The organism is Microbacterium halophytorum (assembly GCF_002970975.1).
GTDB lineage: Bacteria > Actinomycetota > Actinomycetes > Actinomycetales > Microbacteriaceae > Microbacterium > Microbacterium halophytorum.
Genome location: NZ_PNFA01000008.1, coordinates 94578 through 116572, shown reverse-complemented (window position 1 = coordinate 116572; position 21995 = coordinate 94578). Strand labels below are relative to the sequence as shown.

Sequence of the window (21995 nt, the reverse complement as noted above, 5' to 3'; positions counted from 1 at the left end):
GGGGTGATAATTGCCCGATGGATAACGCTGCCGATTGGCTCGCCGCGAACGGCGACCTGTTCTGGACCTGGGTCGTGCTCCCGGTCGTGATCGCCCTCGGGCTCTACCTGACCATCCGGTCGGGCGTCGTGCAGTTCCGGATGATCCCCGAGATGTTCCGCACGCTCACGGACCGCACTCCCCGCGACGAGGCGGGTGAGCGGCAGTCGGTCTCGGCCTTCCAGGCCTTCACCATCTCGGCGGCCTCTCGCGTCGGCACGGGCAACATCGCGGGCGTCGCCACGGCGATCGCCGTCGGCGGCGCGGGCGCGGTGTTCTGGATGTGGCTGATGGCGTTCATCGGTGCCGCGTCGGCCTTCGCCGAGTCGGCGCTCGCGCAGCTGTTCAAGGTGCGGGGGCCCGACGGTTTCCGCGGCGGCCCCGCCTACTACATGCAGCGCGGGCTCAAGGCGCGTTGGATGGGCGTGTGGTTCGCCGTCATCCTCATCATCTGCTTCCCCTTCGCGTTCAGCTCCCTGCAGGCGAACACGATCTCGGCCTCCGTGTCCGGCGTGTTCTCGTCGTTCGCCGGCCCGGACGTCCTGGCCTGGCTGCCCTGGATCACGGGCATCGTCGTCGCGGCGCTGACGGCCCTCGTCGTCTTCGGCGGGGTGCGCCGCATCGCCTCCGTGAGCCAGACGCTCGTGCCCGCGATGGCGCTGGCGTACCTGCTGCTCGGGCTCGCGGTCGTCGCGGTGTCGTGGGAGCAGATCCCCGCGGCCGTGGCGTCGATCTTCACGCAGGCGTTCGGGTTCAACGAGGTGGTCGGCGCGACGTTCGGCTACATCGTTCTGACCGGCATCAAGCGCGGCATGTTCTCGAACGAGGCGGGCCTCGGGTCCGCGCCGAACGCGGGGGCGAGCGCCGCCGTCACCCACCCCGTCAAGCAGGGCCTGGTGCAGTCGCTCGGCGTCTACTTCGACACGTTCCTCGTCTGCTCGATCACGGCCTTCATCATCCTGACCGGCGCCCCCGACCTCGCCGGCGGCGCCGTCGGAATCGACCTCACGCAGCAGGCGCTCAGCAGTACGCTGGGCGACTGGTCCCTCACGGCCCTCACCGTGATCATCTTCCTGCTCGCGTTCAGCTCAATCATCGGCAACTACTACTACGGCGAGGCATCGATCGAGTTCATCTCGACCAAGCGCTGGGTGCTCGTCGCGTACCGGACGCTCGTCGTCGCGGCGGTCCTGATCGGCTCGGTGCTCTCGGCCGGCGTCGTCTGGAACTTCGCGGACGCCGCGATGGGCTTCATGGCGATCACGAACCTGATCGCGCTGGCGCTGCTGTCCGGCCTCGTCTTCGCACTGCTGCGCGACTACCTGCAGCAGCGCAGGGAGGGCAGGGACCCGGTGTTCACGCGCGACCGCCTGCCCGGCGTCGACGGCATCGAGTGCTGGCACGACGAGTTCAGCGTGACGGGTCCCCTGCCGACGCAGGGCCGGCGCTGAGCCCGGCGCGCCGGCAGCGGCTCGACGGCGGCCCGGGCCTGAGCGCTCGCCGGAGGCGGCTGTGAGCCGGCGCAGGGGATAATGGCCCGATGACAGTGACGCTGCTCGGGGCCGCCGAGATCCGCACCCTCGCCGCCGGGCTCGACGTCACGCCGACGAAGAAGCTGGGCCAGAACTTCGTCGTCGACGCCAACACGGTGCGCAGGATCGTGCACGCCGCCGGCGTCACGGACGACGACCGCGTCGTCGAGGTCGGGCCCGGCCTCGGCTCGCTGACGCTCGCGATCCTCGAGACCGGCGCGTCCGTCACGGCCGTCGAGATCGACCGCAGGCTCGCGGCGGAGCTGCCGGCGACGGCGAGTGCGCACGGCGTTCCGGACGGGGCTCTGACGGTCGTCGCATCCGACGCGCTCCGCGTGACGGAGCTGCCGGGCGACCCGCGCGTGCTCGTCGCGAACCTGCCGTACAACGTCTCGGTGCCCGTGCTGCTGCACTTCATGGAGACGTTCGCCGCGCTCGAGCGCGGCGTCGTCATGGTGCAGGCCGAGGTCGGCGAGCGCCTCGCGGCCGACCCCGGCAGCAAGGTCTACGGCGCCCCGAGCGCGAAGGCCGCCTGGTACGGGCGCTGGCGCCTCGCGGGCCACGTCTCGCGCCAGGTGTTCTGGCCGGTGCCGAACGTCGACAGCGTGCTCGTCGGTTTCGAGCGCGCCGAGGAGCCGCGGGGGAGCGAAGCCGAGCGGCTCGCGACCTTCCAGGTGATCGACGCGGCGTTCCAGCAGCGCCGCAAGATGCTCCGCCAGGCGCTGGCGGGCGTCTGGGGCACGTCGGCAGCGGGGGCCACGGAGGTGCTCGAGCGCGCGGGCGTCGCCCCGACGGCGCGGGGAGAGCAGCTCACGGTCGCCGACTTCCACCGCATCGCCCTCGCCGCCGAGTAGGAGACCCGCGACACGTTCCGGCGGGACCGGGACGGGGTCAGTAGAGTGAGGGCATGAGCCTCGCCGAGCCGTTCCCCAGCGTTCGCGTGCGGGCGCCCGGCAAGATCAACGTGTACCTCGAGGTCGGGCGGCTGATGCCCGACGGCTATCACGATCTCGCGACGGCGTTCCAGGCCGTCTCGCTGTACGAGGACGTCACGGCGACGCACGACGACGATTTCGTGATCGGATCGATCACCGGCACCGTCCCGCTCATCGGGGTGCCGAAGGACGACCGCAACCTCGCGCTCGCCGCCGCGAAGCTGCTCGCGGCCGAGACCGGCTACCACGGCGGCGTGCGGCTCGACATCGCGAAGGACGTCCCGGTCTCCGGCGGCATGGGCGGCGGGTCCGCGGACGCGGCGGCGGCGCTCGTCGCCTGCGACGCGCTGTGGGGCACGGGGCTCACCTCGGGCGACCTGCACGCGCTGGCGGCCCGCCTCGGCGCCGACGTGCCGTTCGCCCTCCTGGGCGGAACGGCCGTCGGAACGGGGAGGGGCGACAACCTCAACCCCGCCCTGGCGCACGGCCGGTTCGACTGGGTGCTCGCCGCGAACCCCGTCGGGGTCTCGACACCGGAGGCCTACGCCATGCTCGACCGCCACCGCGAGGAGCACGGCGCCGAGATCGGCCACGGCCGGGACGTGCCGGGGGTCGAGGCCGACGTCCTGCACGCACTGCGGCAGGGCGACGCGCGCATGCTCGCGGCGGCGCTCAGCAACGACCTGCAGGCGGCGACGCTGCGCCTGCGCCCCGACCTCTCCGAGGTCCTCGAGCTCGGAGAATCGTCTGGTGCGCTCGCCGGCATCGTCTCCGGCTCCGGCCCCACGCTCGCGTTCCTGTGCGAGTCAGCGGAGGCCGCCGCCGAGCTGCAGCAGACGCTCGTGACATCCGGCACCGACGCCCTGCTCGCGCACGGGCCCGTCCCCGGCGCCCGCATCGTCGGCTAGGGTCCAAGTCCAGCAAGGCGCCCGAACGCATCCGAGACCCGGGGAGGCCCCGTGATCGAGTTCCGCTCCGTCCGCAAGGAGTATCCGGACGGCACCGTCGCCGTCGGCGACGTCAGCCTCACGGTGCCGTCGCACCGCACCGTCGTGCTCGTCGGGTCGTCCGGTTCGGGCAAGACGACGCTGCTGCGCATGGTGAACCGGATGGTCGAGCCGACATCCGGGCAGGTCCTGATCGACGGCGACGACGTGCGCGACCGCGACGCCGTCGGGCTGCGTCGGTCGATCGGCTACGTCATGCAGAGCTCGGGCCTGCTGCCGCACGTGCGGGTGATCGACAACATCGCGACGGTTCCGGTGCTCTCGGGGGCGCCGAGGGCCGCGGCGCGGGAGCGGGCCCTCGATCTGATGGCGACGGTGGGGCTCGACGAGGAGCTCGCGAAGCGGTACCCGTCGCAGCTCTCGGGCGGCCAGCAGCAGCGCGTCGGCGTCGCCAGGGCGCTCGCGAGCGATCCGAACATCCTGCTGATGGACGAGCCGTTCGGCGCCGTCGACCCCGTGGTGCGCGGCGAGCTGCAGCGCGAGCTCCTGCGCCTGCAGAGCGAGCTCGGCAAGACGATCGTGTTCGTCACGCACGACATCGACGAGGCCTTCGCCCTCGGCGACGAGATCGTGATCCTCGCGAAGGAGGGCCGCATCGTGCAGCGGGGCACGCGCGACGAGATCCTCGAGGAGCCCGCCGACGACTTCGTGCGCGATTTCGTCGGGCTCGCGGGCGGGCGGCGTGAGATGACGCTGCGCGAAACGCCGCACGGCACCGCCGTGGTCGACGGCTCCGGTCGGGTGCAGGGCGTCCTGAGGGGCGGCGCGTGAGCTGGACGCTCGACAACCTCGACCTGATCGGTTCGCTGACGCTCGAGCACCTCGCGCAGTCGGTCCCGCCGATCGCCGCCGGTCTCGTGATCGCGCTGCCGCTCGGCTGGGTCGCCCATCGCTTCCGCCGCGTGCGCGGGCTCGTCCTGACCGTCACGGGGCTGCTGTACACCCTGCCCTCGCTCGCGCTGCTGCCGCTGCTCCCCGTCGTCTTCGGCATCAGCGCGCTGAGCGCCGCGAACCTGATGCTCGCGCTGACGATCTACGCCGTCGCCCTGCTCGTGCGCTCGTCCGCCGACGGATTCGACTCGGTCGACGACGACGTGCGCCGGGCCGCCGTCGCGATGGGGTACGGCCCGCTGCGCCGCGTCTTCGCCGTCGAGCTGCCGCTGGCGGGCCCCGTCATCCTCGCGGGCCTCAGGGTCGCCGCGGTGAGCACGATCTCGCTCGCGACCGTCGGCATCCTCATCGGCGTCACGAACCTCGGCTACCTGTTCACGAACGGCTTCCAGCGCCGCCTCGTCGAGGAGATCCTCGCGGGCGTCGTCGCCGTCGCCCTCGTCGCGCTCATCGTCGACGTGCTGCTGGCGCTCGCGGGGCGCGCCCTGATGCCGTGGGCGCGGCTCGAGCGGGCGCGCACGCGGGGGAGGGCGGCCTGATGGACCTCCTCTCCGACGCCATCGCGTGGCTGTTCTCGCCCGATCGCCTCGCCGGCAGCCATCCGCTGCCTGCGGCCGTCGGGCAGCACCTGTTCTACACCGCAGTGTCGGTGCTCCTCGCCGCGGCCGTCGCGGTGCCGGCCGGCTGGGCGATCGGCCACACCGGGCGCGGCCGCGAGGTCGCCGTCGCCCTCTCGGGAGCGGCCCGCGCGATCCCGTCGTTCGGCCTCATCCTGCTGCTCGTGCTGATCATGGGCGTGCTGAACGTCGCCGCCGCGGCGGTCACGGCGTTCGTGCTGCTCGCGATCCCGTCGATCCTCGCAGGAGCGTACGCCGGGTTCGAGGCGATCGACAGGGCGACGATCGACGCCGGGCGCGCCGTCGGGATGACGCAGTGGCAGGTGCTGTGGCGCATCGAGGTGCCGCTCGGCCTGCCCCTGCTGGTCGGCGGCATCCGCTCGGCGGCGCTGCAGGTCGTCGCGACCGTGACGCTCGCCGCCTACGTGAACCTGGGCGGGCTGGGCTACGACATCCTGCAGGGCATCCAGCTGCGCGACTACGCGCAGGTGCTCGGCGGGGCGCTCGTCGTGGCGGTGCTCGCGCTCGCGCTCGACGGGCTCTTCGCGCTGCTGCAGCGCGCGGCGCGGCCCAGGGGCGTCCCGGTGGGGAATGTCGTCGGCGCGGCGTAGCGTTGCACCGGGGGACGGCCGAATGTTCGAAGACGCACGACGAAACGCACGAGAGACGATGAGGCACGAACGATGAAGACCACGAAGCTCTTTGCCATCACGGGCGCCGCGGCGCTCACACTGACCCTCTCGGCCTGCGGTTCGAGCGACCCGCTCGCCGAGGAGCCCGCCGACGGCGGCGCGGCGTCGGGCGAGGCGATCGTCGTCGGCTCGCAGGCGTACGCGTCGAACGAGATCATCGCCGAGGTCTACGCCCAGGCGCTCGAGAACGCGGGGCTGACGGTCGAGAGGCAGTTCAGCATCGGCCAGCGCGACGCCTACATGCCGTCGCTCGAGAGCGGCGAGATCGACGTGTTCCCCGAATACACGGGCAACCTGCTGCAGTTCTTCGACGAGGGCACCGAGGCCCGCACGCCCGACGACGTCGCCGCGGCGCTCGACGACGCGCTGCCGGAATCGCTCGTCGCGCTCGAGTACGCCCCGGCGACCGATCAGGACTCCTACACCGTCACGCGGGCGTTCGCGGAGGAGAACGGCCTCACCTCGATCGGCGACCTCGCGGGCGTCGAGGGCGACGTGACGCTGGGCGGGCCCCCGGAGCTCGAGGAGCGCCCTTACGGCCCGATCGGGGCGAAGGACGTCTACGGGCTCGACCTCGGCTTCGAGGCGACGGGCGACACGACGGTCGAGGCGCTGCTGGCGGGGCAGATCCAGGTCGGGAACGTGTTCACGGCCGATCCGCGGATCGAGACGGAGGACCTGGTGCCGCTGGAGGACACCGACGGCCTCTTCCTCTCGTCGAACGTCGTGCCGATCGTGTCGGCCGACGTCGAGGGCGATGTGGCGGATGTGCTCGACCCCGTCAGCGCGGCGCTCACGGCGGAGGAGCTCGTGGCGATGAACGTCGCCAACACGGCCGACGCGCAGCAGCCGGAGCAGATCGCCGAGGAGTGGCTGGCCGAGCAGGGGCTCTGACGGCTCCCGCCTCGGGGCCCGGTCGCGCGGGGTCGTCAGGGCCCGCTACGTGCGATCGTCCGGCGGGAGCGGCTCCGGCAGGTCGGGCCGGTCGAGCACGAGCGTGCGCCACGAGCGGGCCTTGCCCGCCGTCACGATGCACAAGACGAAGAGCAGCCACGCGGGGCCGGCGAGGGTGAACGATTCGGCCAGCGAGGTCACGAGCAGGGCGACCAGCATGAGCGGCGTCCAGAGGAAGACGGGGGAGCGGCGCTCGACGGCGAGCACCCAGCCGCGCGCCAGCGCGAGCGCACTCATGCCGACGAAGAGGATGAGGCCGACGGCGCCGAGCTGCAGCGTCACGTCGAGGTAGGCGTTCAGAGCCGAGGAGTGCGTCGAGCCCGTCAGGAAGTTGATCGTGCGGAACGGGAACGGCTCCTCGCGCCAATCGCCGTACCAGCCCCAGCCCTGGATGGGGCGGCGCTGCACCCAGCGCAGCACCTCGCTCCACAGGTCGGCGCGGTTCGAGAACGCCGTCGCCCTGTCGATCGCTTCGAAGAGCGGGCCGCGGAACAGGTACGCCGCCGCGACCAGCGCGACGACGCCGACGCCGAGGCCGCGGTGCACGTCGAGGCGGCGCTCCGGCCGCACCCGCTTCACGAGGAGCAGAGCCGCCAGCGTCGCCGCGAGCGCGACGGCCAACACGACGGCAGTCGGGGAGTTCGTGAGCGTCGCGACGACCCCGGCGAGGATCACGGAGCCGAGGGCGGTGCCGCCCGAGACGGCCTTGAGCCGCCACTCGACGTAGAACGTCACGAGCGCGATCATGGCGGCGAACGCGAGCAGGTTCCGCGTGCCGAAGACGCCCTGGATCGGCCCGCCGTACGCGATGTTCCCGGCGATCGCGAGCTGCCCGAACTCGGTGTCGAGGAGGATGCCGACGACGACCTCGACGCCGATCGACGCGAGCAGGAGCGCGCGCAGCACGTCGCCCAGGGCGCGCACGATCTGCGCCGTGTCGCGCACCTGCGCGATCGCCACCGCGATGAACGTGTACGCCGAGAGCTCGACCCAGCTCGCGAACGATTCCCAGTGGTCGAACGCCCACGCGATGCTGACGAGGGCCCACACGACGAAGCCGAGGAGCATCGTCGGCGCGAAGCCGATCAGCGTCAGCTCGCGCCGCCTGACCCAGAGCATTCCGGCGCCGATCACCGTGAGGCCGCCGATCATCGCGTACAGCGTCCACGCGGACGCGAGGTACCGGATTGCGAAGCCGCCGAGCGCCGTGCCGAGCGACGCGATCGTGTAGACGCGCGCGAAGTCCGCCGAGCCGAGCAGGCCGACGAACTGTTCGCGCAGCGGCCGGATCATGGCCGCGGTGCGCCCGCCGCCTGTTCGGCCGCGTACGAGGGAGCGCCGCGCGGCGACTCAGCGGCACCCACGCCGATGACGGGGGCGAGCTTGATCCGGAAGGTCAGCGCCACCATCAGCATCCACCCCCACAGCATGAGCGGACCCGACTCGGTCAGGCCCTGCGTGAGCAGCACCGCGAGCACGAGGAGCGGGACGAGCGAGAGCGACGAGAACGGCCGGTCGGCGACGAGATCCCAGCGCGGGCGATCGACGGCGAAGAACCATGCCCGCCAGGCGGCGGCCGCGAACACGACGACGATGAGGGCGACGCCGACCGCGCCCAGCTGGAGGAAGACGTCGAGCCACATGTCGTGCGCGTGGAACACGCTCAGGTCGTGGTCGACGATCCAGCCGTCGAACGCGGGGTGCCACGGCGGCCACGGGGTCGCGAACCCGTTGCCGAGCACAGGGTGCTCGACGGCCCGCTGCAGCACGGTCGCCCAGATCTGGTCGCGGCCGGAGAGCCCGTCGCTGCGGCCGAGGATGTCGGTGACCTGATCCCAGAATGCGAAGACGGCCACGAGCGCGGCGGCGACGGCCGCGGCGAACGCCGCGTACACGAGCGAGCGCCCGGATCGGCTGCGCAGGCGGCGCATGAGCAGGGCGGCGGCCAGCACGACGACGACGACGACGAGCGCGACGTAGCCGGTCGCCGAGCCCGCGCGGAGGTAGAGCAGCGCGGCGACGACGAGCCACGCGATCTGCAGCCCCCGCCTGCGCCGGCGCGCCGCCATCCGGGCCCCGATCACGATGATCGCGAGGACGGAGATGATGGCGAGGACGTTCGCGTTGCCGACGATGCCCTGCACGCGCGTGTCGAGGTCGAACAGCTCGCCCCGCGTCCAGTAGATCTGCGGGTCGGTGCCTGCCGGCACGTCGACGAAGCTGGGCGCGATCGGGCCGTCGACGACGAGCGCGGCCCACAGCTCGAACAGGATCGAGAGGCCGACCACCCATTTCAGCGCCAGCTCCAGAGTGCGCAGCAGCTCCGGCCACGTCAGCACGTGGGCGACGAAGAGCGCCGGCAGCGTCGTGCCTACGAGGAGCCCCCAGGTCTGGAGGGTCGCGCTCGGCCATTGCGACCACACGACGGACGCGCCGGCGAGCGCCACGTACGCGAGCGTCGCCCACGGCAGTCGTCGCCAGGCCAGGGGGGCGACGTGCACGCGCCCCTCGGCGCGGTCGCCCGAGCGGACCAGCAGCGGCACCCAGGTCGCGACGGTCGCTGCGCCGAGCGCGACGAGGACGCCGACGGAAGCGCCAGCGCCCAGGAGGTTCCACAGCGCGGTGTGCGCGAGCGCCGAGAAGAACAGCAGCACGCAGAACGCCCTGAGCGCGATGCGGCCGGTGGCCTCGCGGGCCGGGGCGGTCGGTACCGGTGCGATCTGGTGACGGGTCAGCTGGGCCATCGTGCATTCAGCGTATCGCGCACATCCTGTGCGGCGGCGAGCGACGCATTCGGCGCGCGGGCGGGCCTCGCACTAGTGTGTCGCGTGTGCTCACGACACTGACGAACGCACCGCGCGACTATGCGTGGGGCTCGCGCACCCTGATCGCGGCGCTCGAGGGCCGACAGGCCTCGGCCGGACCCGAGGCCGAGGTGTGGTTCGGAGACCACCCGGCGGACCCGGCCGAGCTCCCTGACGGCACCGGCCTCGACGAGTGGACGGCCGCGCACGGCGGCCGGCTGCCCTACCTGCTGAAGCTGCTGGCGGCCGGATCGCCGCTGTCGATCCAGGTGCACCCCACGAAGCGGCAGGCGGCGGCGGGCCGCGCCGCTGAGGCGGGCCTCCCGGCCGGCGCGCCGCGCAACTACGCAGACGATAACCACAAGCCGGAGCTCCTCGTCGCGCTGAGCGACCGATTCGAAGCCCTGTGCGGGCTGCGCAGGGCGGCCGATACGAAGCGTCTGCTCGCTAGCCTCGGCGGCGCGGCAGACGAGCTCGTCGAGCGCATCCCCGAGGACGCGGCGCTGGGGGCGGCCGTCGGCTGGCTGCTCTCCGGTGACGCGCAGCAGCTCACCGACGGCGTGATCGCCGCGCTCGCCGAGGCTCGTTCCACCGAGTTCGCCGCGACGCTCGCGAACGCGCGCCGCATCGCGCTCGCCCACCCAGGCGACCCAGGGGTCGTGGTGGCGCTGATGATGAACCACATCATCCTGCGCCGGGGCGAGGGCGTCTTCCTGCGCGCGGGCCTGCTGCACGCGTACGTGTCCGGGCTCGGGGTCGAGGTGATGGCGGCGAGCGACAACGTGCTCCGCGGTGGCCTCACGCCCAAGCACATCGACGTCGACGAGCTGATGACGGTGCTCGACCCGGCGCCGGGGCCCGTGCCCGTCGTGCTGCCCACCTCGGCGGCCGGCAGCTCGCGCGGCGTCGAGGCGTTCGAGGTGCCGATCGACGACTTCTCGCTGCTGCGGGCGAGGGTCGCGCCCGGCGCCGACGCCCGCGTCTCCCTCACGGGGCCGGCGATCGCGCTCGCGACCGACGGCGACGTCACGGTGCGACACGCGGGGGATTCGCTCGTGCTCCGTCCGGGCCAGGCGGCGCTCATGACCCCGGATGCCGACGCCGAGTTCACCGGCACAGGCACGGTTTTCGTCGCGCAGCCTGGGGGTTATCCGTCCTAGCGCGCGACACGCCGATATGCCGATTAACCCTCAAGCGCGGGTTGAGGCTCTAGGGTCTGCGACTTGACCTGAACGAATCACACGGGTGTAATTACTTGCGTCCATCCGTTCATCTCAGCGCATACGAGGGGGCAGCGCTATGACAGGTTCGTACAGGACGTCGGTTCCTGACGATTGGTTCGTCGACCCGGTGGATCTCGGTGTCCCCGGCGTCAGAGAACCGGCACCCGACGACGACGGCGCGCTCGCGTGGCAGACCGACGCACTGTGCTCGCAGACCGACCCCGAGGCGTTCTTCCCCGAGAAGGGCGGCTCGACGCGCGACGCGAAGCGCATCTGCTCGACGTGCGAGGTGCGCCAGCAGTGCCTCGAGTACGCGCTGTCGAACGACGAGCGCTTCGGCATCTGGGGCGGGCTCTCCGAGCGCGAGCGCCGCAAGCTGAAGCGCCGCGCGAGCTGAGAATCCGCCCGGCGCGCTCCGCGTCCGGCGCGTGCGCCGGGTATCCGGGGTCGACCTGCATAGGCTGACCATGTCATGTCGGCTCTTCTCCACGCCATCGTCGTTGCCCGCGCGAACGGCCCCGCCGCCGCGGAGCGCCTCCGCAGCACGCTCCGCGCCGTCCGAGCCCAGTCCCGCCCCCTGGACGGGCTCACGGTCGTCGCCTGCGGCACGTTCGACGATCTCGACGGGATCGTTCGCGAGGCCCGCGCCGACAGCGTGGTCAAGGCGCTGGAATCGACCGGAGCGGCCGAGGCCGTCGCGCTCGGCGACGATCGCGTCCCCTCCGAGCGCTCGACCTGGCTTCTGACGCAGGACACCGTCCCGGAGCCGGGTGCGCTCGGCGCGCTGGCTGCCGCGCTGGAGCGGGGGCCGTCCGTCGCGGTCGCCGCCCCCAAGCTCGTGGCGGAGGACGACGCAGACACGATCGTCTCGCTCGGCCTGAGCATGACGCGCTATGGCCGGATGGTGCCGCTGGCCAACGGCGAGACGGACCAGGGCCAGCACGACACGGACGACGATGTGCTCGGCGCCGACGCGCGCGGGCTCCTCATCCGGGCCGATCGGCGCCCCGCGCTCCGCCTCGATCCCGCGCTGCGGGGCCCGGACGTCGGGCTCGACCTGGGTGTGCGCGCGCGCCTCGCGGGGGGCCGCGTCGCCCTCGCACCTGGAGCGCGCATCGCGGTTGCGGAGGGAGGGGTCGGCGACCTGCCGCGCGGGCCGCTCAGGCGCGCGTACGCGCTGCGCACGTCGCAGCTGCACCGACGCCTGGCCTATGCCCCGCTGATCGCTGTGCCGCTGCACTGGCTGCTGCTGCTTCCACTCGCGCTGTGGCGCACGCTCGTCGACCTCGTCGCCAAGCGGCCCCGACGGGTGCCCGTCGAATGGGCGGCGTCCGTGACGGTGCTGCTGCGCTTCGCGGCCGTTCCCCGCTCCCGGTCCCGCATCCGCCGATTCCGCACGGGTGGATGGGAGCGGGTCGACCCGCTCCGGGCGAGCGTCGCGCAGCTGCGCGAGCGCTACGATGACGACCCCGTCGATCCGGTGCGCGAACGCGACCTCGGCTTCTTCTCGGGCGGGGGAGCCTGGGCCGTGGGAGCCGCGCTCGTCGTCGGCGTCGCGGCGTTCTTCTCGCTGCTCGCGTGGCCGGCGCTCGGCGGCGGCGCGCTCCTCCCGCTCAGCGACACCGTCGGCGCACTGTGGCGCGACGCGGCGTTCGGCCTGCGGCCGCTCGGCCTGAGCGAGGTCACGGCGGCCGACCCGTTCTCCGCCCTGATCGCTCTGATCGGCTCCGTCTGGCCGGTCGCGCCGTCGGCCATGATGATCGTGCTGTGGATCCTGGCGCTGCCGCTCGCCGTCCTCGGCGGCTGGTTCGCGGCGACGCGCGTCTCCGACCGCGCGGGCGTGCGCGTCGTCGTCGCGGTCGCCTATGCCCTCGCGCCGCCGCTCGTCGCGGCGCTCGTGCTGGGGCTCCCCGCGGCTGTGCTGGCGCACCTGATCCTGCCGTGGGTTTTCTACACGGTGTCGGTCGCGCACCGGTCGTGGGGCTCGTCCGGCGCGGCTTCGGTGCTGATCCTGGCACTGCTCGCCGCTGCGCCGTCGCTCGCTCCGGAGATCGCGGCGGCCTGGGTCGTGCTGCTCGTGCTCACGGTCGCGGTGCGCGCCGGCGCCGGCATCGCGCGGGTCGTGTGGCTCGTGGTGCCGGCCGCCGTATGGTTCGCGCCGATCGTGATCGCGCAGGCCGACAGGGGCACGCCGTTCGCGGCGTTCGCGGACCCCGGCGCCGTGGCGGGCGTCCCGAGCGCCGCGCCCGCGTGGCTGCTCGCCGCCGGCTTCCCGACGGCGGATCCGGCCGGATGGCTCGGCTTCGTCGGCGGCGACTTCCCTCTCGCGCTCGACACGCTCGCGTGGATCGTGCCGCTGCTGGCCCTGCCGGTGGCGCTGCTAGCGCTGATCGCGCCGCTCACGGCCCGCTGGCGCCTGGGCGTAGGGCTCCTGATCCTGGCGGGCGTCGGCCTGATCGGCGCTCTCGCGGCGGCGGGCGTGCAGCTGGCCTTCGCGGAGGGATACCCCGTCGCGCTGTGGCCGGGTACGGCTCTCAGCCTCGCTTGGCTCGGCGCCGCCCTGGCCGCGGGAGTATCGCTCGACGCGGCTCCGATGCCGCAGCCGCTCAGGGCGACGGCGAGCGTCCTGGCGGTCGCGTGCGTCGCGGTGCTCGCGGTGCCGGGGCTGACGGGCGTCGCGCGCGACGACACGGCTCTGACGAACGGCCCGACGTCGACGCTGCCCGCATACGTCGGAGCGGAGGCCGCAGCGACCGCCGATATCGGCACGCTGATCGTCGCTCCGAGGGAGGACGGTGCCGTTGCGGCGCGCGTCGTGTGGGGCGAGAGCGAGACCCTCGACGGCCAGTCGACGCTCGAAGCGACCGACACCGTCGTCTCGGACGACGACCGCGCCGTCGCGGCCGCGGCGGCCGACCTGGTGTCGGGGGCCGGCACCGACGTTGGCGCGCGCCTGACCGAGATGGGGCTGCGCTTCGTGCTCGTGACCGACGCGTCGGGAGACGCCGGTGAGGCCGTGAGCCTCGAAGCGGCGACGGCGATCGATCAGCGCGACGGCTTCGCGCGCGTCGGCCAGACGGCCCGCGGCATGCTGTGGCGGCTCGACGCCGACCCGGCGCCCCGGCCGGCGCTCAGCACCGCCGAGCAGGCGACGGCCAGCCTCGTGCTGCTGGCCCAGGGCGCGGCGCTGCTGGTGGCGCTCCTGCTGTCGGTGCCGACCACCGCGAGCCGGAGGCAGGCGCGCGGCCTGCCGCGCGTGCTGGCGCGCCGATACGAGGAGGAGCGATGAGCGACGAGCGCGACCCCCGCAGCACCGAGGACGAGGCGGCGCCGGCGGCCCCCCTGGTCGAGGCGGCCCGCGCGGACGCTCCTGATGAGCCCGTCGGGCACGATGCATCCGACGGCGCCGTCGAGCCGGATGCCGCGGATGCCGCGCGCACCGACGCCGCCGAGCCCGGCACCGCAGACGACGGCGGCGAGAGCGAGGCGAACGCCGAGCCCGTCGCGGACGATGGCACCGCCGCGCCCGACGATCCCGGCTGGGAAGCGACGGGGACACAGGAGGAGTCGGGGGACGCGAGCGGACCGCGCGATGCGCCGCAAGCCGAGACGGGCGGTGCCGCGGCCGCGCGCCGTACCCGGCGCGGAGCACCGTGGCTGCGCATGGGCGCGGGGGCCGTGCTCTCGCTCGTGGTGGCGGGCGCCGTGGTGGGCGCGTCGACAGCCGACTGGCCGACCGTGGGCGGCGAGGCCGCGTCGATCGTGGTCTCGCCCGACGCGGCGCCCAACGTCGTCACGTGCGACGGCCCCGTCCTCGCCCTCGGCCGGGACGCGACGGCGGCCGACGAGATCACCGCGGCGGCGGATGCGGAGATCACCGTGGGCGCTACGGGTGCGGAGGAGCCCGAGGCGACCGACCTCGACGGCGTGGACCTCCCCGATGACGCGGTCGCCGAGCGCTACGAGCTGCGGTCCGCCGATCAGGGCTCGCTGTCGGCATCATCCTCGACGGACATCCGGACGGAGGACATCTCGGGCTTCGCGGCATCGGCGTGCCGCCAAGCCGGGATGCAGACATGGGTCGTCGGCGGCAGCACGGCTCTGGGCGCGACGGACATCCTGCTCCTGGCGAACCCCGGCCCCGTCAACGCGACGGCTCAGTTGTCGGTCTTCGGCACGGAGGGCCCGCTCCCTGAGGGCGAGCCGATCGCGATCCCCGCGATGTCGCAGGTCGCGCTTCCGCTCGCAGGCGTCGCCGCGGGAGAAGCCGCTCCCGTCGTGCGCGTCACGGCCGAGGGGGCGCCGCTGCGCGCATCGCTGCAGTCGACGGAGGTGCGTACGCTCGACCCCGTCGGCATCGACTCCCAGGAGGCGATCGAGCCGGCCGAGCGGCAGGTGTTCCCCGGCGTGCTCGTCGCGGAGCGAGCCGTCGAGAACGACGTCACGCCCGCCTCCGTGCGGGTGCTGTCGCGTGAGACGGGCGCCGTGACGGTGACCGTCACGGCCGAGGGCGAGAGGGAGCCCGCCGAGACCCTTGCGCTCGATGCACAGGCGGACGTGCCGCTCGAGGCCGCGCTCGAGGGGCTCGACCCCGGGAGGTACACCGTCGTGGTCGAGGGGCAGGCGGGGCCGACGGTCGCGGCCGTGCGCCAGACCACGGGGCCGACGAGGCAGCAGGACTTCGCGTGGCAGACGCCGTCGCCCGAGGTCGCGGGCCCCGTGGCGGTCGCCGTTCCCGCCGGCCCGCTCGCGCACGTGTACGTCGTCAACGACGGCGACGACGCCACGTCGGTCACTCTCACGGGAGGGGACGTCGACGAGGAGTTCTCGCTCGCGCCGGGCGAGGCGCATCACGTGCGAGTCGCGGCCGACGAACTCTACGAGCTCGCCGCAGACGGGGCACCCGTGCGCGCCGCCGTCACGTTCCGAGACGGCGGTTCGCTCGCGTCGTTCCCGATCAGCCCCGACCCGGCGGCCAGCGCCGACCTCACGGTCTACCCCTGAGCCGCGCCCGAGCGCCCGAGGAGCGTCAGAACTGGGACGGGCCCAGATCCCAGGGCTCGCGCCCCAGGTACTCCCCGACGGCGCGGAAGACGTTTCCCTCGATGATGATCCGGCGTTGGAACGGATCGGCGCGGTCGAGCCGCTCGAACCGCTCGACCGCCGTGCGGTAGAACACGATGCGCTTCTCGTCGCGCAGGATCTGCCAGCGGGGGACGGCTCCGTCGACGACCGCGGGAGGGATCGTGCCGATCTCGAACGAGACCTCGTCGAGCTCCGGCCAGGCACCGCGCAGGTACTCGACCGTCGAGCCGAGCACGAGGTCGAACCTCTCGAAGCGGGTGTCGATGGGTGGCAGCGGCGGGCGCACGGCAGGGCTGCGGTGCACGCGCCCGTGGCGCCCGTGTCGTGCAGGGCGCTCGCGCGGAGCGGGCCGCCGGACTCGCCCCCATTTCGCCATGCCCCAAGCCTATCGGCCGCGGGCGGCGCGGTGACCTACGGTGGAGGGATGGAACGCATCTGCTCGAAGGTCGGCTGCCAGCGGGAGGCGGTCTCGACGCTGACGCACGACTACGAGGGGCGCATGGCCGCGATCGGGCCGCTCGGGGCGGGCGACGATCCGCACGCGCACGACCTGTGCGCCCACCACACCGAGCGCATGACGATGCCGGCCGGATGGACGGTCCTGCGCCACAGCACGCTGCGGGAGTGAGCCTTGCCCCTCGCCCTCAGCGCGTGAGCTGGGCGACGCGGTCGCTCTGCAGCGAGAAGGCGCGCAGCTCGCGGTCGCGGCGCACCGACGCGATCGCGCGCAGGTTCGTCTCGGGGTCGGCGTGCGGGGCAGGCGACACATAGGGCGACAGCTCGGCGGCGAGCTCGGCCGCCGCGCGCGCCCTGGCCGGCGGGTACATGGCATCGGCGCCCGAGACGAACTGGTTCAGGCGGCGCCCGACGCGATCGGGGATGCGCGCGACGTCGGCGACGGAGGCCCAGCCCTCCATGCCCGGTGGCAGCAGCGGATGCACCTCCGCCAGCTTCGGCGTGCGGGTGCGCTCCGAGTAGGTGCCGGCGGCGAGGTCGCCGAGCCGCTGCGCGCGCGGCGTGAACATGCCGACGATGAGGGCGACGGAGCCGATCGTCATGACGATCTCGAACACGCCGAGAACGCCCCGGATGAACGCGTGCCGGAAGCCGATGGCCCCGCCGTCAGCACGCACGATGCGGGCACCCACGGCGAGCTTGCCGAGGCTGCGGCCCCTCGAGGCGGTCTCGATCGTGACGGGGAGGGCGACGAACACGATGACGAGGAGCGCGATCGAGGCGATCTGCACGGCATCGGGCGAGATCACCCCGACGCGCAGCAGTTCGTTCGCCGCCCAGAAGAAGCCGATGTATGCCGCGACGTAGGCGAGCAGGTCGATGAGCGACCCCGCGGCGCGGAGCACCAGCCCGACGGGCTGCACATCGAGTGCGACCGCCTCGCCCGTGAGCACCTCGTCGTCGTGCACCTGGGGCCGCAGCGCGGCCGGTCGGAGTTCGCCCACCATGCGGCCAGTCAACCACACGCAGCACGCGCGACGACCCCGCCGCTCAGGTGCCGCCGACTGCGGGTGCTGCGGCCGCGGGTTCTCGCGGGAAGCGGCACCTGAACGGGGAGATAGTCTGGGCGGGTGGATCTCGACGCCCTGACGACCGCACGACGCGACGAATGGCGCCGGCTCGACGAGCTGTCGAAGGCGCGCGGGCTCGACGGTGCGGCCGTCGACGAGCTCGTCGCGCGCTATCAGTCGGCGTCGGCCGACCTCGCGGACATCAAGACCTCGGCGGGGCGGACGCCGCAGGGCGACCACGTCTCGACGATGCTCTCGCGGGCGCGGCTGCGCCTCACGGGCGCTTCCGACAACGTGCTCCGTCAGGTGCCGCGCTTCTTCGTCAACCAGCTGCCGGCCGCGCTGTACCAGCTGCGCTGGACGGTGCTGGTCCTCGTCATCGCCTTCGTCGGGATCGTCTGGGGGACGGCGGCGTGGATCGTCTCCGACCCGGCCCTCGTGGCGACCCTGGGCGACGAGTACCAGATGGAGCAGTACGCGGAAGAGGACTTCGTCGACTACTACAGCGACCACTCCGAGGCGATGTTCGGCGCGATGGTGTGGAGCAACAACGCCTGGATCGCCGTGCAGAGCGTGCTCTTCGGGATCACGGGGGTGTGGCCGGTCTACGTGTTCGTGCAGAACGCCGTCGGCCTCGGCACGTCGGCCGCCATCATGTTCGAGTACGACCGCGGTGCGGACTTCGTGCTCTACATCCTGCCGCACGGACAGCTCGAGATGACGAGCATCTTCGTCGCGGTCGCGGCGGGGCTGCACATGTTCTGGGCGTGGGTCGTTCCCGGCCCGCGCGGGCGGCTCGACGCGCTCGCATCGCAGGGCAGGGCGCTGTCGACCGTCGCGATCGGGCTGGTGCTCTCGCTCGCCGTGTCGGGCGTGGTCGAGGGGTGGGTGACCCGCCAGGACTGGCCGTGGGTGATCAAGATCGGCATCGGCACGCTCGCGCTGGCGGCGTTCCTCGTCTACATGCTCGTGCTGGGTCGCCGAGCGCACGCGGCGGGGGAGACGGGCGACCTCACGGAGTACGAGGCGGGGACGCCCCGCCTCGTCGCCGGCTGACACGGCTCCGCCCCGGCACGGGATCGATCGGCGCGATGCCGAGCCGATCCGCCGTGCCGGGGCGGAGCGGGTGCGCTACTTCTTCTCGCCGTCGAAGAGGGCGCGGTACGCGAAGCCGGCGAGAAGTGCGCCGACGATCGGGAACACGATGAACGCCCACACCTGGGCGAGGGCGTCGGGGCCGCCGTAGATCGCGGCGGCGATCGAGCGGGCCGGGTTCACCGACGTGTTGTCGACGGGGATCGAGATGAGGTGGATCAGCGCAAGCGACAGGCCGATCGCGAGGCCGGCGAAAGCGGTGCCCCGCTTGGGGTGCGTGACGCCGAGGATCACGAGCACGAAGATGCCGGTCAGCACGATCTCGATGATGATCGCGGCGGGCAGGCCGAAGCCGCCGGGGGAGTGCTCGCCCCAGCCGTTGCTCGCGAAGCCGCCGTCCATGGCCTGCTTCAGCCAGCCGTCGGGGCCGAACAGCGCGACGAGGTAGATGATCGTGGAGCCGACGGCACCGCCGATGACCTGGGCGATGATGTAGCCGCCGACGTCCTTCCACGGCGTGCGACCGGCGGCCGCGAGGCCGAGCGTCACCGCCGGGTTGAAGTGGCCTCCCGAGATCGGGCCGAAGGCATAGGCGCCGACGACGACCGTAAGGCCGAAGGCGAGTGCGACGGCGAAGTACACGTCACCCGTCGTACCGCCGTCGACGTACGTGTTCGATGCGAACACCGCGGTGCCGACGCCGCCGAGCACGAGCAGCAGCGTGCCGAACGCTTCGGCCGTGAGCTTCGCGGCGGACGTCGGGTTCACGACAGTTTCTGAATCGGACATCTCGTCCCCCTCTGGTATGGCCGCGGGCCGCCATCCGGTCCGCGTCGATCGCCGGGAGCGATCATTCGCATAGTGGCAGAAAAAGGCCGGGTGGGCGAGAGTACTCGCCCACCCGGCCCCATCCGGATGCATCAGATCGTTATCGGATGTCGAACCGATCCAGCTCCGACACCTTGACCCAGGCGGCGACGAAGTCGTCGACGAACTGGTCCGCGGCGTCGTCCGAGGCGTACACCTCGGCGACGGCGCGCAGCTCGCTGTTCGAACCGAACACGAGGTCGGCGCGCGTGCCCGTCCACTTCCGCTCGCCCGTGGCCTCATCCGTGCCGGCGAACGCGTGCGAACCGGGGTCGAGCGAAGTCCACTGCGTGTTCAGGTCGAGCAGGTTCACGAAGAAGTCGTTCGTGAGCTGGCCGGGGCGGTCCGTCAGCACGCCGTAGTCCGAGCCGTCCCAGTTCGCGCCGATGGCGCGGAGGCCGCCGACGAGGACGGTCATCTCGGGCGCCGAGAGCGTGAGGAGGTTGGCGCGGTCGATCAGCAGGTGCTCGGCCGGGACGCTGCGCACGGCGGCGCCCTGGTAGTTGCGGAAGCCGTCGGCGCGCGGCTCGAGGTAGCCGAACGACTCGACGTCGGTCTGCTCCTGCGTCGCGTCGGTGCGGCCGGGGGTGAAGGGCACCTCGACGGTGCGGCCGGCGGCGGCCGCCGCCTGCTTCACACCGACGTTGCCGCCGAGCACGACGAGGTCGGCGAACGAGACCTGCGCACCGCCGGCCGCGTTGAACTCCGCCTGGATGCCCTCGAGCACGCCGATGACCTTCGTCAGGCGCTGCGGGTTGTTCGCCTCCCAGCTGCGCTGCGGCTCGAGGCGGATGCGGCCGCCGTTCGCGCCGCCGCGCTTGTCGCTGCCGCGGAACGAGCTCGATGCGGCCCACGCCGTCGAGACGAGCTCGGCGGTCGTGAGGCCGGAGTCGGCGATCGCCTGCTCGAGCGCCGCGATGTCGGCGGCGTCGACGAGCGCGCCCTCGTGTGCGGGGACCGGGTCCTGCCAGGGCAGGTCCTCCGCCGGGACCTCGGCGCCCAGGTACCGCGACTTCGGCCCGAGGTCGCGGTGCGTCAGCTTGAACCACGCACGGCGGTATGCCTCCGTGAAGGCAGCCTGGTCGTCCTTGAACCGCAGCGCGATCTCGCGGTAGATCGGGTCCTCGCGCAGCGCGATGTCGGTCGTCAGCATGCGCGGCTCCCGGCGGCCGTCGCCCTGGGCCATCGGCACCATGTCGGCACCGCCGTTGTCCTTCGGACGCCAGTGCTTGTGGCCGCCCTCGCCCGTGACGATCTCCCACTCGTACCCGAACAGGATGTGGAAGAACTCGTTGTCCCAGCGGGTCGGGTGGTAGGTCCACGTGACCTCGATGCCCGAGCCGATCGCGTCGTTGCCGCTGCCGGTGCCGTGCGAGCTCTTCCAGCCGAGGCCCATCTGCTCCATCGGGGCGCCCTCAGGGGCGTCCCCGACGACGGTCTCGTCGGGGTCGGGCGCGGCGCCGTGCGTCTTGCCGAACGTGTGGCCGCCCGCGATGAGCGCGAGGGTCTCCTCGTCGTCCATCGCCATGCGCCCGAACGTCTCCCGGATCTGCTTCGCGGCCGCGACGGGGTCGCCGTTGCCGCGCGGGCCCTCCGGGTTGACGTAGATCAGGCCCATCATGGTGGCGCCCAGCGGCTCTTCGAGCTCCTGGTCACCGGCCTCGCCGAGGCGGTTCTCGTCGCCCAGCCACGTGCGCTCGGCGCCCCAGTAGACGTCGTCATCCGGCTCGAACACGTCGGGGCGGCCGCCCGAGAAGCCGAAGGTCGGCATCCCCATCTGCTCGTGCGCGACGTTGCCGGCGAGGATCATCAGGTCGCCCCACGACAGCGACTTGCCGTACTTCTTCTTGACGGGCCACAGCAGGCGGCGGGCCTTGTCGAGGCCGACGTTGTCGGGCCAACTGTTCAGCGGTGCGAACCGCTGCTGACCCGTGCCGCCGCCGCCGCGGCCGTCGAACACGCGGTACGTACCGGCCGAGTGCCACGCCATGCGGATCATCAGGGGGCCGTAGTTGTCGAAGTCGGCGGGCCACCACGGCTGCGACTCGGTGAGCGTCCGCGCGATGTCGGCCTTCACCTCGCCGAGGTCGAGGGCGGCGAACGCTGCGCGGTAGTCGAGGTCGCGCTGCGGGTTCGCGACATCCGGGTTCTTCGCCAGGATCTTCAGATTGAGACGGTCGGGCCACCAGTCGGTGTTCCCCGTGCGGCCTCCGCCGCGGGTGGCGGGGGCGCCGCCGGAGTGGTCGATCGGGCACTTCAGCTCGTCGGTCATGCTGGGCTGTTCCTTTCACAGTCTGAGCAGATGGCTCGGAAGGTCACGGTGGCCTCGATGACGCGCATGCCGTGCCCGTGCGACGGCTGCAGGCACGGGGCCTCGCCGACAGCGCACGGCACGTCCTCGACCCGGCCGCACTCCACGCACTGGATGTGGTGGTGATTGTCGCGCGCCGCGATCTCGTAGAGCGCGCTCGGGGCGCCGGGGAGGCTCACGCGCTGCGCGATGCCGGCGGCGGTGAGGTCGTTGACCACGCCGTGGACGGTCTGCAGGGCGATGCCGGGGATGCGCTCGAGTACGTCGGCGTGGAGCGCGTCGACGGCGGCGTGCGGGTGGGCGGCCAGGCTCTCCAGAACGGCGACGCGCTGGGCCGTCACGCGGAGGCCAGCGCGGCGGAGCGCGTCTGCCTGTTCTGCAGGGGGTGCCATGGTCGTCATCGTGCGTCCATCCTAG

Annotated in this window: 20 protein-coding genes; 13 read left to right on the top strand and 7 right to left on the bottom strand. The window is 72.7% G+C overall.

What is annotated here, in order from left to right; all coding sequences use genetic code 11:
* Nucleotides 1-17 precede the first annotated feature (17 nt).
* The 7 genes from C0010_RS09905 to C0010_RS09875 all read left to right on the top strand — a co-directional run bounded on the left by C0010_RS09905 (nt 18) and on the right by C0010_RS09875 (nt 6607).
* The gene (locus tag C0010_RS09905) at nt 18-1490 is read left to right on the top strand and encodes an alanine/glycine:cation symporter family protein (protein WP_105566914.1); all 1473 of its coding nucleotides are present in this window, start codon (nt 18-20) and stop codon (nt 1488-1490) included.
* An 89-nt stretch (nt 1491-1579) separates the two neighbouring features.
* Nucleotides 1580-2425 carry a 16S rRNA (adenine(1518)-N(6)/adenine(1519)-N(6))-dimethyltransferase RsmA gene (gene rsmA, locus C0010_RS09900; RefSeq protein WP_105566913.1) on the top strand — a complete coding sequence of 282 codons (846 nt, stop codon included), beginning with the start codon at nt 1580-1582 and terminating at the stop codon, nt 2423-2425.
* A 53-nt stretch (nt 2426-2478) separates the two neighbouring features.
* The gene (locus C0010_RS09895; RefSeq protein ID WP_105566912.1) at nt 2479-3414 is read left to right on the top strand and encodes a 4-(cytidine 5'-diphospho)-2-C-methyl-D-erythritol kinase; all 936 of its coding nucleotides are present in this window, start codon (nt 2479-2481) and stop codon (nt 3412-3414) included.
* 51 nt (nt 3415-3465) lie between these two features.
* A complete protein-coding gene (locus tag C0010_RS09890; RefSeq protein WP_105566911.1) occupies nt 3466-4284 on the top strand; it encodes an ABC transporter ATP-binding protein in 819 nt (272 codons plus the stop codon).
* Complete coding sequence (locus C0010_RS09885; RefSeq protein ID WP_105566910.1) at nt 4281-4943, top strand: ABC transporter permease; 663 nt, start codon at nt 4281-4283, stop codon at nt 4941-4943. Before C0010_RS09890 ends, C0010_RS09885 begins: the two co-directional genes overlap by 4 nt.
* A complete protein-coding gene (locus C0010_RS09880; RefSeq protein WP_105566997.1) occupies nt 4943-5632 on the top strand; it encodes an ABC transporter permease in 690 nt (229 codons plus the stop codon). Before C0010_RS09885 ends, C0010_RS09880 begins: the two co-directional genes overlap by 1 nt.
* Before the next feature lie 72 nt (nt 5633-5704).
* Complete coding sequence (locus C0010_RS09875) at nt 5705-6607, top strand: ABC transporter substrate-binding protein (protein WP_105566909.1); 903 nt, start codon at nt 5705-5707, stop codon at nt 6605-6607.
* A 45-nt stretch (nt 6608-6652) separates the two neighbouring features.
* Here the strand turns inward: C0010_RS09875 and C0010_RS09870 are convergent, their stop codons facing one another.
* Nucleotides 6653-7960 (bottom strand): O-antigen ligase family protein, encoded by a 1308-nt coding sequence (locus tag C0010_RS09870; protein WP_105566908.1) that lies wholly within the window; start codon nt 7958-7960, stop codon nt 6653-6655.
* The gene (locus tag C0010_RS09865) at nt 7957-9411 is read right to left on the bottom strand and encodes an O-antigen ligase family protein (RefSeq protein ID WP_105566907.1); all 1455 of its coding nucleotides are present in this window, start codon (nt 9409-9411) and stop codon (nt 7957-7959) included. Before C0010_RS09865 ends, C0010_RS09870 begins: the two co-directional genes overlap by 4 nt.
* An 86-nt stretch (nt 9412-9497) precedes the next feature.
* On the opposite strand from C0010_RS09865, the gene manA reads away from it, so the two are divergent.
* The 4 genes from manA (at nt 9498) to C0010_RS09845 (ending at nt 15698) form a co-directional block, all read left to right on the top strand.
* Nucleotides 9498-10631 (top strand): mannose-6-phosphate isomerase, class I, encoded by a 1134-nt coding sequence (manA, locus tag C0010_RS09860; protein WP_105566996.1) that lies wholly within the window; start codon nt 9498-9500, stop codon nt 10629-10631.
* Nucleotides 10632-10770: 139 nt separating this feature from the next.
* Entirely contained in the window at nt 10771-11091 is a 321-nt protein-coding gene (locus tag C0010_RS09855; protein ID WP_105566906.1) for a WhiB family transcriptional regulator, read from the top strand.
* Between the two features lie 75 nt (nt 11092-11166).
* Nucleotides 11167-13983 (top strand): glycosyltransferase family 2 protein, encoded by a 2817-nt coding sequence (locus C0010_RS09850; protein WP_105566905.1) that lies wholly within the window; start codon nt 11167-11169, stop codon nt 13981-13983.
* Nucleotides 13980-15698 carry a DUF5719 family protein gene (locus C0010_RS09845; RefSeq protein ID WP_105566904.1) on the top strand — a complete coding sequence of 573 codons (1719 nt, stop codon included), beginning with the start codon at nt 13980-13982 and terminating at the stop codon, nt 15696-15698. The genes C0010_RS09850 and C0010_RS09845 overlap by 4 nt, the downstream gene beginning before the upstream one ends.
* Before the next feature lie 25 nt (nt 15699-15723).
* Here C0010_RS09845 and C0010_RS09840 read toward each other — a convergent pair whose 3' ends face one another.
* On the bottom strand, nt 15724-16155 hold the full coding sequence (locus C0010_RS09840) for a hypothetical protein (protein ID WP_232531897.1): 432 nt from the start codon (nt 16153-16155) through the stop codon (nt 15724-15726).
* A gap of 48 nt (nt 16156-16203) precedes the next feature.
* Between C0010_RS09840 and C0010_RS09835 the strand changes: the two genes are divergently transcribed.
* On the top strand, nt 16204-16407 hold the full coding sequence (locus tag C0010_RS09835) for a DUF3499 family protein (protein ID WP_105566902.1): 204 nt from the start codon (nt 16204-16206) through the stop codon (nt 16405-16407).
* A 16-nt stretch (nt 16408-16423) separates the two neighbouring features.
* On the opposite strand, the gene C0010_RS09830 is transcribed toward C0010_RS09835, so the two are convergent.
* Nucleotides 16424-17242, bottom strand: coding sequence for an RDD family protein (locus C0010_RS09830; protein WP_105566901.1), 819 nt, complete (start codon nt 17240-17242; stop codon nt 16424-16426).
* Between the two features lie 123 nt (nt 17243-17365).
* On the opposite strand from C0010_RS09830, the gene C0010_RS09825 reads away from it, so the two are divergent.
* Complete coding sequence (locus C0010_RS09825; RefSeq protein ID WP_105566900.1) at nt 17366-18361, top strand: stage II sporulation protein M; 996 nt, start codon at nt 17366-17368, stop codon at nt 18359-18361.
* Nucleotides 18362-18436: 75 nt separating this feature from the next.
* Here the strand turns inward: C0010_RS09825 and aqpZ are convergent, their stop codons facing one another.
* The 3 genes from aqpZ to C0010_RS09810 all read right to left on the bottom strand — a co-directional run bounded on the left by aqpZ (nt 18437) and on the right by C0010_RS09810 (nt 21979).
* A complete protein-coding gene (gene aqpZ, locus C0010_RS09820; protein ID WP_105566899.1) occupies nt 18437-19189 on the bottom strand; it encodes an aquaporin Z in 753 nt (250 codons plus the stop codon).
* A gap of 139 nt (nt 19190-19328) precedes the next feature.
* Nucleotides 19329-21539, bottom strand: coding sequence for a catalase/peroxidase HPI (gene katG, locus C0010_RS09815; protein ID WP_105566898.1), 2211 nt, complete (start codon nt 21537-21539; stop codon nt 19329-19331).
* A complete protein-coding gene (locus C0010_RS09810) occupies nt 21536-21979 on the bottom strand; it encodes a Fur family transcriptional regulator (RefSeq protein WP_105566897.1) in 444 nt (147 codons plus the stop codon). Before C0010_RS09810 ends, katG begins: the two co-directional genes overlap by 4 nt.
* Nucleotides 21980-21995 lie beyond the last annotated feature (16 nt).